10 protein-coding genes and 1 pseudogene are annotated in these 12,095 nt (G+C 60.8%); 8 read left to right on the top strand and 3 right to left on the bottom strand.

The window, feature by feature from the left end; translation table 11 throughout:
* Positions 1 to 38 precede the first annotated feature (38 nt).
* Together Q1M54_RS00340 and Q1M54_RS00335 are read left to right on the top strand one after the other, a co-directional pair.
* On the top strand, positions 39 to 1,307 hold the full coding sequence (locus Q1M54_RS00340) for a DUF3108 domain-containing protein (RefSeq protein ID WP_300552332.1): 1,269 nt from the start codon (positions 39 to 41) through the stop codon (positions 1,305 to 1,307).
* Positions 1,308 to 1,389: 82 nt separating this feature from the next.
* Complete coding sequence (locus Q1M54_RS00335; protein ID WP_300552330.1) at positions 1,390 to 1,671, top strand: DUF3567 domain-containing protein; 282 nt, start codon at positions 1,390 to 1,392, stop codon at positions 1,669 to 1,671.
* A gap of 85 nt (positions 1,672 to 1,756) precedes the next feature.
* On the opposite strand, the gene Q1M54_RS00330 is transcribed toward Q1M54_RS00335, so the two are convergent.
* Entirely contained in the window at positions 1,757 to 2,842 is a 1,086-nt protein-coding gene (locus Q1M54_RS00330; RefSeq protein ID WP_300552327.1) for an AbrB family transcriptional regulator, read from the bottom strand.
* A complete protein-coding gene (locus Q1M54_RS00325; protein ID WP_300552324.1) occupies positions 2,835 to 4,169 on the bottom strand; it encodes an aminotransferase class III-fold pyridoxal phosphate-dependent enzyme in 1,335 nt (444 codons plus the stop codon). The genes Q1M54_RS00330 and Q1M54_RS00325 overlap by 8 nt, the downstream gene beginning before the upstream one ends.
* A 185-nt stretch (positions 4,170 to 4,354) precedes the next feature.
* Between Q1M54_RS00325 and purU the strand changes: the two genes are divergently transcribed.
* The 6 genes from purU (at position 4,355) to Q1M54_RS00295 (ending at position 10,258) form a co-directional block, all read left to right on the top strand.
* Entirely contained in the window at positions 4,355 to 5,203 is an 849-nt protein-coding gene (gene purU, locus Q1M54_RS00320; RefSeq protein ID WP_300552321.1) for a formyltetrahydrofolate deformylase, read from the top strand.
* Positions 5,204 to 5,250: 47 nt separating this feature from the next.
* Positions 5,251 to 6,126 (top strand): LysR substrate-binding domain-containing protein, encoded by an 876-nt coding sequence (locus tag Q1M54_RS00315; RefSeq protein WP_300552318.1) that lies wholly within the window; start codon positions 5,251 to 5,253, stop codon positions 6,124 to 6,126.
* An 85-nt stretch (positions 6,127 to 6,211) separates the two neighbouring features.
* Positions 6,212 to 7,720 (top strand): FAD-linked oxidase C-terminal domain-containing protein, encoded by a 1,509-nt coding sequence (locus Q1M54_RS00310; protein ID WP_300552315.1) that lies wholly within the window; start codon positions 6,212 to 6,214, stop codon positions 7,718 to 7,720.
* A gap of 121 nt (positions 7,721 to 7,841) precedes the next feature.
* A complete protein-coding gene (locus Q1M54_RS00305) occupies positions 7,842 to 8,348 on the top strand; it encodes a MarR family transcriptional regulator (protein WP_366146235.1) in 507 nt (168 codons plus the stop codon).
* Positions 8,349 to 8,371: 23 nt separating this feature from the next.
* Positions 8,372 to 10,060, top strand: a complete 1,689-nt coding sequence (locus Q1M54_RS00300; RefSeq protein WP_300552310.1) for an FAD-dependent monooxygenase — start codon at positions 8,372 to 8,374, stop codon at positions 10,058 to 10,060.
* A 9-nt stretch (positions 10,061 to 10,069) separates the two neighbouring features.
* Positions 10,070 to 10,258 (top strand): DUF2783 domain-containing protein, encoded by a 189-nt coding sequence (locus Q1M54_RS00295; protein ID WP_300552308.1) that lies wholly within the window; start codon positions 10,070 to 10,072, stop codon positions 10,256 to 10,258.
* Between the two features lie 26 nt (positions 10,259 to 10,284).
* Here Q1M54_RS00295 and Q1M54_RS00290 read toward each other — a convergent pair.
* A pseudogene (locus tag Q1M54_RS00290) lies at positions 10,285 to 12,081 on the bottom strand (carboxyl transferase domain-containing protein); the annotation flags it as partial.
* Positions 12,082 to 12,095 lie beyond the last annotated feature (14 nt).

The following is a 12,095-nucleotide window of genomic DNA, read 5'->3' as shown; positions in this document are numbered from 1 at the left end:
CCAGTCCTGTACCGCCTAAGTCCGTTCTCAACATGCCGATGGCTGCAACCTCCGTCCCAAGGCTTGATGCCCAGGCCAGTGGCCCGGCAGCAGGGACTTTGTGGCGTTGGGGTTTGGTGGTGCTGGCGCTGCATGGGGCTTTGGGGATGGCGATGGTGGGCGCAACGGTTTGGCAAATTCAAGGACCTCAGTCCCTGCGTGTGGGCCCTGTGCAAACCCGATTGTTGGCGCCACAGCCAACGCCTACTGCCCGGGTCCCTGCACCCAAAGCCAAAGTGGAGCGCCAAACGCGCTTAGGCATAGTGCCTCAATCGGCTGCGTCACCAACAGCATCGTCATCAGCGCCTTCTTCTTTGTGGCCCTCAGACGAGTCCTTGCCGGTGCAAAGCCCTGTGTCACCCCACGCCGGTGCACCGACCGAACGCAGGGCTGAGCCCACCCAACAGTCTTTGGATTTGACAGAGCGTGCACAAACGGACAAGGCAAGGGAACCGGAAGAGGCAGGCGCCGAGCGACAAGAGGCACTGGCAGATGGCGCACAAAGCCTGTTGCAAGCGACCGCAGACAAACTACCCGTTGCACCGGCACAGCCCACAGGATTGACTGAAGTCACCATGGCCTTCCCGCCCTTGGGCTTGGCTGCAATGCCCGCACCGGCGCTGCTCAGTTATCGCTTGAATGGTCAAGAAAAGGGCATTTCCTACCAAGCGACAGGTGAGCTGCGTTGGGAACGCAACGCAGGTGCATACGCCATGTCTTTGACGGTCAGGGCTTTTTTGTTGGGGTCAAGGCAATGGCGAAGTCAGGGCCTGATCACGGCACAAGGTCTAGCACCTGTGCGATTCTCAGACAGCTGGCGCAGCGAGAGGGCGACGCATTTTGAGGGGGCTCAAAACCGGATTGTGTTCAGCAGCAATGCCCCAGCCGCCACGTTGCAACCCGGCGCTCAAGACCAAATCAGCTTGTACCCCCAATTGGCGGCGTTCATGGCCCAAGAGGCTGGGCGTTTGCAGCCTGGCGCGCGTTTGCAGGTGCAAACTGCCACAGTGCGTGATGCCTTGCCTTGGCTGTTGACCTTGGAACAAGAGGAGACGCTGCAAATGGATGGACAAAAGCTGGCTGCAACCAAATGGGTGTGCCAACCGCGCAACCGTTTTGATGCCAAAGTGGAATTCTGGGTGGCCGCTGCCTATGACTGGTTACCCGTTCGCATCCGCATCACCCAAGTCAGCGGCAGTTTCATTGACTTGCTGTTGACGGGCCGTGTGGCCTTGCCCGATTTGTCCCTGACCCCCAACCCCGGTTAATTCACGGCCTAAAAACCACAGCCACTTGAAGTTGTTGCATGCGGACCCATGTGCAAACGACAAGATAAGGGAGAATGAGTGCATGAACTTGTTGTACGAATCTGAAACTTTTGCTGTCATGCATGTTTTGGCCAATGCGCCCAGTGAGACGGCCCCGGCCAGCAGCCAGCCTGTGCTGGAGCGGCATGGTTTTGAAATCGTGGACAAGCGCTCTGGCAAAGAGGTCTATTTGGACGGTTCTTGGGCAGAGATGTTCCAACAACAGATCCAAGCCTGGCAGCAGCACACACCGACGCAAGAAGAAGTTGAAGACACGCTGGAGGGCTACACCGGTTTGGCCCAGCAACCCGTGGTGGTGCATTGACACAGCGGCTTTCGCCTTCAAACAGTCTCTTGCCAGATAACCGCTGACCATCAGCCACCGCTGGCTCGGGTTTGATCAAGGCGGCTTATGGATGCCTGGTCACCCACTTGAAAATTGGTCCGACCAAAATGAGCACGGCCACCAAGCGGCAGACCTGAAATGCCGTGACCACGGGCACCCCCAGTTGCAACACTTTGGCCGTGATGGCCATTTCGGTGATGCCGCCGGGCGCAGTCCCCAAAATCAGTGTCGCCGGGTGCAATCCAGTGCCCCATGCCATCGCCATGCCAAAAAGCACAGAAGCGCCCATCATCCACAAGGATCCCCAGGCCACAGAACTCAGCCAAAGGGGTGCGGTTTGGATGAACTCCCGCCTGAAGCGAATCCCCAGGCTCACGCCAATCACCAGTTGGGCCGCATTCGTCAGCACCGTGGGAACGGCCGAGCCTTCCCAGCCTGCCAAAGTCAAACCCATCGCCGCCAACAAAGACCCCATGAACCAAGGGTTGGTGCGGCCCATCAGGGTCATCAACCCACTGCTCGCTGCGGTCGCCAAGCCCAGCCAAAGCAAGCCTGGCCACTGGGCTTCGCGAGGGCCGGGTAACAAAGAGGCGTCGACCGTCAAGCCCCATTGGTGTTGCGCCCACTGCATACCAAAGGGCACGGCGATCACCACCAGCACCAAGCGCATGCTGTGTGCGGCGGCCACCAAATCAGTGCGGGCCCCATAGCGTTCGGCCAACAAGGTCATCTCGGAGGCACCCCCAATGGCGCCAGAAAAATACGTGGTCGCCAGCAAAGCCCGAGGGGACATGTGGGCCAATTCGGCCCCATGACGGCGTTGCAGCCACAGGCCAAATAAACCCCCCAATGCCAGTGCCCAAACCACGGCCAAGGCAATGGCCCACCATTGGGCCAGCACCAAGGCGCTGACTTGTGGCGTGAAATAAAGCCCCAGCGCTGAGCCAATCACCCATTGCCCACTGTTGCGCAGCAAATTAGAGCTGCGTGTGGGCGCGCCTGCCATGGATGCCAATGCCGTCACCATCAGTGGCCCCAGCATCCAGGGAATGGGTGTGCGCAGCCAAACGCACAGTTCGGCGGCGGCCAGTGCCGCCAGCAAAGTGAATGCGGTTCTGATGCTGCGACCCGCGAGGGTCAGCTCAGGCATGCCTGCGGATGCTGTCGGCCACCGTTTGTGCGATTTGGTCGATGTGGGCGTCTTCCACGATGTAGGGCGGGCAAATGACGATGTTCTCTCCAGCGGGGCGCACCCAAACGCCGTGGTGGAAGCAGTCCATGAAGATGTCGTAGGCCCGCTTGCCCGGCGAGCCCGGGATGCTGGCCAGCTCTACCGCACCCGCCAGGCCCAGCGTACGGATGCCCACCACGTTGGGCAAGCCCTTCATGGTGTTGTGCAGGGCGTCGCCCAGCACCCGACCCTTTTGTCCTGCGCGGGCAAACAGGTTCTCTTCTTTCATCAAATCGAGCGTGGCAATGGCTGCGGCGCAGGCCACCGGGTGGCCAGAATAGGTGTAGCCGTGGAAAAACTCGATGGCATGCTGGGGCGAGTTGGCGTTCATCATCGCGTCGTAAATGAAATCGCGACAAATCACGCCACCCAGGGGAATCACGCCATTGGTCACCGCTTTGGCGAAGTTCAGCATGTCGGGCACCACGCCATAAAAATCAGCGCCAAAGTTCACGCCCAAGCGGCCAAAGCCGGTGATGACCTCGTCAAAAATCAGCAAAATGCCGTGTTTGTCGCAAATCTCGCGCAAGCGCTTCACATAACCTTTGGGCGGGATGTACCAGCCCGCACTGCCCGCGATCGGCTCGACGATCACTGCGGCAATATTGCTCGGGTCGTGCAGCACCAAGATGCGGTTTTCCAGCTCCAGCAGCGGGTCTTCCGCCCACACGGGCTCCTCGTGGTGAATGTAGGCGTGGTTCACCGGATCGTGGATGAACCGCATGTGGTCCACACGCGGCAGCAGTTGCGCGCCGTAGACCTTGCGGTTGGCGGGTAAGCCGCCCACGCTCATGCCGCCGAAGTTGACGCCGTGATAACCCTTTTCCCGGCCAATGAACACATTGCGGTGGCCCTCGCCACGGGCACGGTGGTAGGCCAGCGCCACTTTGAGTGCGGTGTCGGCCGCCTCAGAGCCGGAGTTGCAAAACAGCACCTTGTTCAGGTCGCCGGGTGCCATGTCGGCAATCATTTGCGCAGCCTTGAAAGCCTTGTCGTTGCTGGCCTGGAACGCTGTGGCGTAGTCCAGCGTATCTAACTGCTTTTTGATGGCCTCGTTGATCGGGCGGCGGTTGTGGCCCGCGCCCACGCACCACAAGCTGGAGATGCCGTCGATGACTTTTTTGCCGTCGTGGGTCGTGAAGTGCATGCCCTCGGCCCCCACAAACACCCGCGGGTCTTGCTTGAAAGTGCGATTGGGCGTGAAGGGCAACCACTGGTTGTCCATGTTGAAGTCGGTGTGGGCCACAGTCGTTACTCCTTTGGATCGGTAAACCCTTTCAGTTTAATGGGCAAATTGACGTGTGAGCGCCCGGGCGTGACAGTTCGCCTGTTGCAAAGAGAGGGGTCTTTACAATAGAAGTTTAAAAAACGACCCACCGTGCGTTGCCTTGTGCTCAGGCCGCAGACTTTGTTTTCCCCTGCTCATGCCCCATGACCACCACCTACATCCTCACCCTCTCTTGCCCAGACCGCACCGGCATCGTGCATGCTGTGTCGGGTTTTTTGCTGGAGCGTGGCGGCAACATCGAAGAAGCGGCGCAATACAACGACCACGACACGGGTTTGTTTTTCATGCGGGTTCAGTTTGCGTGTGATCAGCTCGATGGCGAGACTTTGAACATTCAGTGGGCTGCGTTTGCCAAGAACTTCGACATGAAGTGGGATTTGCACGCCACCGCCCAGCCCATGCGGACGGTCATCATGGTCAGCAAAGAAGGCCATTGCCTGAACGACCTGTTGTTTCGTTGGAAAAGTGGTCTGCTGCCTCTGGACATTCGCGCCATCGTGAGCAACCACCGCGAGTTTTACCAATTGGCAGCCAGTTACAACGTGCCCTTTCACCACATTCCGGTGACCAAGGACAACAAGGCGCAGGCCGAAGCCAAACAATACGAAATCATCCAGTCCGAGGCGGCCGAACTGGTGGTGCTGGCGCGGTACATGCAAATCCTCACTGACGACCTGTGCCGCAAACTGGCCGGTCGCGCCATCAACATCCACCACAGCTTTTTGCCCAGCTTCAAGGGGGCTAAGCCCTATTACCAGGCACATGACCGGGGTGTGAAGCTGATCGGGGCCACGGCCCACTATGTGACGGCCGATTTGGACGAAGGCCCGATCATCGAGCAAGACGTGGCGCGTGTGGACCACAGCAAAACCGTGGAAGACCTGACAGCCCAAGGTCGAGACACCGAAAGCCAAGTGCTGGCCCGCGCCGTGAAGTGGCACAGCGAGCACCGCGTGCTGATCAACGGCCACAAGACCGTGATTTTTAAATAAATGTTTTTGTGGGACAGATCTTCAGCTCTGTCCCCAACTGATTCACAATGTCCGCCACCTCTCGCATTCCGCCCATCCAATGTCTCTTGACCTTTGAGGCGCTGGCCCGCTTGCGCAGCGTGACCCAGGCGGCCGAAGAGCTGTGCGTGACGCCCAGCGCGGTGAGCCACCGGGTCAAACAGCTGGAGCAGATCATCGGTACCAAGCTGTTTGGCCGGGCCGACTTTTCCCTGACCACCGAAGGCAACGAATACCTGGCCCATGTGCGCGAAGGCCTGGTGTCGTTGCAGCGCTTTCCCAGCGCCAGCAACACCCCTGGCCGTCGCAAGCTGCGCCTGGCCGTCACGCCCACTTTTGCGCGCTCGGTATTGATGCCAAGGCTCAAGCACTTTCTGGACGCCTACCCCGAGATCGACATCACGCTCCAGGTCAGCATTCCTTTGCTCGACGTGGTGGCCGAAGACGCCGATTTGATGGTCCGTTTTGGCACCGGCCGCTATTCGGACGTGGAACATGTTTGCTTGGCCAAAGACGATGTGACCCCGCTGGCTTCACCCGCTTGGCTGCGCGAGAACGGCCCCTTTGCCAGTGCTGAGGACTTGAACGGCGTGTCTCTGTTGCGCAGCCCTCTGGAGCCCTGGCGCACCTGGTTTGCGGCGCACGATCTGGATTGGCCCGAACCCACCGATGGCTCGTCTTTCAACGACATTGGCCTGATGTGCGACGCCGCTGCCCAAGGTTTGGGCGTTGGCCTGATCCGCACCAAGCTGGGCGCACCATGGGTCGAAAGTGGGCAACTCGTGCGCTTGTTTGAGCGCAGCGTGCCCAGCCCGCATGCCCACTACCTGTGCTGGCGCACCGGCACCATGGAGCGCTGGGAATGCGCCACCTTTGCCGACTGGCTGAAAAAAGCATTGGCCTGATTTCACAAGCCCGTCAAAGAATATTCAGCCCATCCGCGTCCGGATGGGCGTACATTGGGGGCTTCATTTCAAGGTTTTGAATGCCATGAGCGCCAACACCCCCGCCGAAACCCAGCAACTGACCGCCACCGAACGTGCCGAGCGCCAACGCGCTGTGGTGCAGGCCTTGGGTCGGGTGCTGCCCGCTGACGCCATTCTTTACACGCCCGAAGACACCACGCCTTACGAGTGCGACGGCCTGACCGCCTACCGCGAGCGGCCTTTGGTGGTGGCCTTGCCCGAGACCGAAGCGCAGGTGCAAGCTGTGCTCAAGGCCTGCCACGCCTTGGCGGTGCCCGTGGTGGCACGCGGCGCAGGCACCGGCCTGTCGGGCGGGGCGATGCCGCACCGCATGGGCGTGACACTGTCGATGGCGCGTTTCAACCAGATCAAAACCGTGGATCCGGTCAGCCGCACGGCCGTGGTGCAGTGCGGTGTGCGCAACCTGGCCATCAGCGAAGCGGCGGCGCCTTACGGCCTGTATTACGCGCCCGACCCCTCTAGCCAAATCGCGTGCACGATTGGCGGCAACGTGGCTGAAAACTCGGGTGGTGTGCACTGCCTCAAATACGGCCTCACGGTGCACAACGTGCTCAAAGTGCGCGGTTTCACCGTCGAAGGTGACCCGATTGAATTTGGCAGCGATGCGCTGGATACGTCGGGCTACGACCTGCTGGCCGTGCTGGTGGGCAGCGAAGGCATGCTGGCGGTGACGACCGAAGTCACCGTCAAGCTGGTGCCCAAACCGCAGCTGGCGCGCTGCATCATGGCCAGCTTTGACGACGTGCGCAAAGCGGGCGACGCGGTGGCTGCTGTCATTGCGGCAGGCATCATCCCCGCAGGCTTGGAGATGATGGACGGCCCCATGACGATTGCCGTAGAAGACTTTGTGCATGCAGGCTACGACCTGAGCGCGGCTGCGATTTTGCTGTGCGAGAGCGACGGCACGCCCGAAGAGGTCGAAGAAGAAATTGGCCGCATGAGCGAGGTGCTGCGCAACTGCGGTGCCACGGCCATTTCGGTCAGCCGCGATGAAGCCCAGCGCTTGAAGTTCTGGAGCGGTCGCAAAAACGCTTTCCCCGCTTCGGGCCGCATCAGCCCCGACTACATGTGCATGGACTCCACGATCCCGCGCAAGCGCTTGGCCGACATCCTGCAAGCCATCTCGGAGATGGAAACCAAATACGCACTGCGCTGCCTGAATGTGTTCCACGCGGGCGACGGCAACCTGCACCCTTTGATTTTGTTCGATGCGAACGACGCCGACCAGCTGCGCCGCTGCGAGTTGTTTGGTGCCGACATTCTGGAAACCAGCGTGGCCATGGGCGGCACCGTCACAGGCGAGCACGGCGTGGGCATCGAGAAGGTCAACAGCATGTGCGTGCAGTTCAGTCCGGAAGAAAACGAGCAGATGTTCGCGGTGAAACGCGCCTTTGACCCGCAAAGCTTGCTCAACCCCGGCAAGGTGATCCCGACCCTGAACCGCTGCGCCGAATATGGCCGCATGTTGGTGCGAGCGGGGGCGATCAAGCACCCGGATTTGCCACGTTTTTGAGCCCTCACGTCCCCCAAAAGCCTGAGCAAGCCTCAGGCTTTTTTATATCTATTTGGTTGCGTGCGCAACCAAATAAACCTAAGATATCAGCTTCTTCAACCCCTTCAGACGGATGAGCCGAATGCCCACGCCTCTCGACCGCACGCTGACCTACCGGCTGCACCAGCTGCACAAAATGACGGACATGGACAGCCAGGCGGTCTATCCTGAACGCACAGGCTTGTCGATGAGCGATGGGCGGTGCCTGACCACGATTGGCACTTTTGAGCCCTTGTCGGTGAAGGAGTTGGCTGACAAAGCCAACCTGAACAAAGGTCAGGCCAGCCGCGCCGCGCAGGCCTTGGTCGATCAGGGGCTGGTGCTCAAAGCCGACCACCCGGGCGACGCTCGGGGTGTGGTTCTGACGCTGACGCTTGCCGGACGCGAAGTGTTTGAGCGCGCCATGGCCATGATCCACCAGCGCAACAAGGACATTTTTGGTTGCTTGACGGACAAGGAGCAAAGCACTTTGAGCACCCTCTTTGACCGTTTGATTGCCCATGCCAGACCGGGTGTGGGCAAGGCGCCTGGTGTTGACGGTGCGACGGACGTCCGTACCGCCCTCGAGCCAAGCAAGCGGCCTCGCTAAAGCCCATACAACGACACCACACCATGCACACCCCTACCACTGAAGCCCGGCCTTCGATCTATTACCAGTATGAGGTCTTTCAGCCCTGGCTGGCCTCGTCACACCCGAAGCAAGACCGCAAAAAAGTCGTGATCGTCGGCGCAGGCCCTGCTGGCATGGTGACCGCGCTGGAGCTGGCACGCCACGGCGTGTCCAGCGTGGTGCTGTCGGCCGAATTGCAGTTCTCGCAGGGCAGCCGGGCGATCTGCTTCACGCGCCGCTCCATGGAAATCCTGCAACAAGTGGGTGTCGCCGACCGCATGACGGCAGGCGGGCTGCCCTGGCGTTTTGGCAATTCTTTTTTCCGGGGCCAACGTGTGTTTCGCATGGAAGCACCGCACGATCCGGATGACCGCTTTTTCCCGATCATCAACGTGCAGCAACAGTTCATGGAGGAGTACTTGCACGACGCCTGCAAAGCAAATCCCTTGATCGATTTCCGCTGGGGCAACAAGGTGACCCAGATCGAGCAGAAAGAAGCTCATGCGGTACTTGAAGTTGACACACCCGAAGGGCCGTATGCGCTGGAAAGCGACTGGGTGGTGGCCGCTGACGGGGGCCGCTCTGGCATCCGCAGCGCCATGAACCTGCAGATGGAAGGCGCGTCTTACGAAGGCTTTTTCGTGATCGCCGACATCCAAATTGATTTGCCCTTTCCTACCGAGCGTCTGGCTTTTTTTGACCCCGAGTGGAACCCCGGCAACACCATCTTGATGCACCGCGAGCCCCATGGCATCTGGCGCGTGGACTACCAGCTGCCCCCGGGTGAAACGCCCGACGAGGCACTGCGCCCAGAGTCGCTCAAGACCCGCATTGACGCCCAGCTGGCCATGATCGGCCACGCTGGGGCCAAGTGGGAGATGGACTGGTCCTCGGTCTACTCGGCCCGCACACTCACGCTGCCCGACTTTGTCAACGGCAGCGTCATCTTCACCGGTGACGCCGCGCACCTGCTGCCCATCTTTGGTGTACGCGGGGCCAATACCGCTTTTCAAGATGCGCAGTCGCTGGGCTGGCACCTGGCTTTTGTGGTCAAAGGACTGGGGGGCCCACAGCTGCTGACCAACCACAGCACCGAGCGGGTGGGCGCGGCGCGCGAGATCATCACCGAGGCGGGCAAAAGCACCCGTTTCATGGCGCCGCCGAGCCCCGGCTTCCGACTTCTGCGCGATGCGGTCTTGTCGCTATCGCTGACACACGAATTTGTGCGACCGCTCTACCACTGGCGTACCTCTCGGCCCCACGAATACACCCACTCCATGCTCAACTGCAGGGATGACGACAATGGCCTGTTCAAGAGCGGTCCGGCACACGGGGCACCACCGCAAAACGTTCGCCTGGCTGCGGATGAATTTCTGCTCGACCACTTGGGTGGTGGCTTCGACTTGCTGTATTTCACCGACATGGCCTTGCCTGAAGCGTTGCAGCAAGTGATCCAAACCGCACGACAACAAGGCATGCCTTTGAAAGTGATCGCGGTCGGCGCGGCCCAGCCGGTGGCCGGGGCCGACAAGCATTTGCCTGATGCAGAGGGTCATCTGCGACAGCGTTATGGCGTCACCGCCAACGGCAGCGCGTACCTGCTGCGCCCCGACCAACACATCTGTGCGCGTTGGCTCACACTCGACGCCACCCGACTGCAAGCCGCGCTGGCCACGGCCTTGCCCCAATAAGGACGTTCCATGTCACAACCCACACTCACCATCGACGGTCTTGAGGCCGTTTACGACGCATTGGCCACCGCCATCGACGATGCTGGCCCGGACAAAGCGAACTTGTTCCTCGTCAAACTTGCCCTGCTCAACGCCAATGCTCTGGGCGATGCCCAGCTTTTTCAGCAGCAGATCAGCTCAGCTTTGCAAGACCTGTGAGTGCACTGGGTCAGGCTGCAGCAGACTCACCAAGTGTCGATGGGCAGTGAACCTGTCAAGGGCTTCACACACCCAGCCTCCAGCCCCGCCATCAACCACGCACGCGTTTCGGCTGGGTCGATCACCGCGTCGATCTCCAGCGTAGCCGCCATGTTGATGGCGCTTCCGTTGTCGTACTGTTGCGCCAGCAGTTGCTCAAACAGCGCTTCGCGCTCTGAGCCTTCGGGCAGCGCTTCGAGTTCCTTGCGGTAACCCAGGCGAACCGCACCTTCGAGGCCCATGCCGCCAAACTCGCCGGTGGGCCAGGCCACCGTGGCCAGCGTTTCGTGAAAGCCTCCGCCCGTCATGGCCATCGCACCCAGGCCGTAGCCTTTGCGCAGCACCACACTTAAGAGCGGCACCCGCAGATGCGCCGCCGCCACGAACAGGCGAGAGACGTGGCGCACCTGCGCCGTGGCTTCGGTGTCGGGCCCGACCATGAACCCAGGGGTGTCCACCAAACTCACGATGGGCAGGCCATGCGCGTTGCACAGCTGCATGAAACGGGCGGCTTTGTCGGCGGCATCGGCGTCGATCGCACCGCCCAAGTGCAGCGGGTTGTTGGCCATCAGGCCCACCGGGCGGCCTGCGATATGGGCCAGCGCGGTGTGGATGCCTGTGCCAAAAGCAGTGCGCAGATGTAAAAGGCTGCCCTCGTCGGCAATGCCCTGCATGGCCGTGCGTGTGTCATACACGCGCAAGCGGTTTTCGGGCACCACATGGCACAGGGCCTGGGCAGGAGGCGCTTGCCAGGTCTGGGTGACCCCTTGAAAAAACGTCAGGTAATGCCGCGCTGCCGTGACGGCCTGCGCTTCATCATCCACCAAGACATCGATCACACCGTTGCCATGCTGCACCTCGCTTGGGCCAATCTGCTCGGGCTTGAACACGCCCAGGCCTCCACCTTCGACCATCGCCGGGCCGCCCATGCCGATGTTGCTGCCCTTCGTGGCGATGATCACGTCGCAGCAGCCGAGCAAAGCCGCATTCCCTGCAAAGCAGCGCCCCGCCACCACGCCCACTACCGGCACCCGGCCGTTGAGACGGGCAAACGAGGCGAAGGTGGCCAGGTTCAGACCCGCCACGATGGCCACGTCCACATCACCCGGTCTGCCGCCACCGCCTTCGGCAAACAGCACCACGGGCAGCTTGTTTTGCAAGGCCACGCTCAGCATGCGGTCGGTCTTTTGGTGGTTGCGCATACCCTGAGTGCCTGCCAGCACAGTAAAGTCGTAGGCCATGACCACCATGCGCTGACCGTTGATGCAGCCGATGCCCGTGACCATGCCGTCCGCTGGCGTGTTGCGTACAAGATCGTCGGCGCTGCGGCGGCGGCTTTGCGCGGCCACAGCCAAAGCGCCGTATTCGACAAATGATCCCGCATCGCACAGGTCGGCAATGTTTTCTCGGGCGGTGCGCAGCCCCAAGGCATGGCGCCTGGCCACGGCTTCTGGGCGTTGAGCATCTTGCGTGAAAGCCAGGCGGGCCAGCAGCTTTTGCAGGTCGGCACGGTCCATTGAATAAAGAGCAGCTTGGGTGTTGACCTTACGCGCCTCTGGCTGGGGGGCATCTTCGGTCAAGGGCATGAGCACACCCAGCACCTCGCCTTCACCCACCGCCTCGCCTGGCTGAAAGTACAGTTCGCCCACACGCCCAGCTTGGTTGGCCCTGACTTCGTGCTCCATCTTCATGGCTTCCAGAATCAACAAGACGTCGCCAGCGGCAACGTTCGAACCGGGGGCCACCAACCATTGAACCAGTTGCGCCTGAAGAGGGGAATGGATGTTTTGCATCCATT

This window comes from Limnohabitans sp. Rim8, assembly GCF_943326455.1.
In the GTDB taxonomy this organism is placed as follows: domain Bacteria; phylum Pseudomonadota; class Gammaproteobacteria; order Burkholderiales; family Burkholderiaceae_C; genus Limnohabitans_A.
The sequence above is the reverse complement of the archived record's forward strand: the minus strand, read 5'-3'. Positions and strand labels throughout refer to the sequence as shown.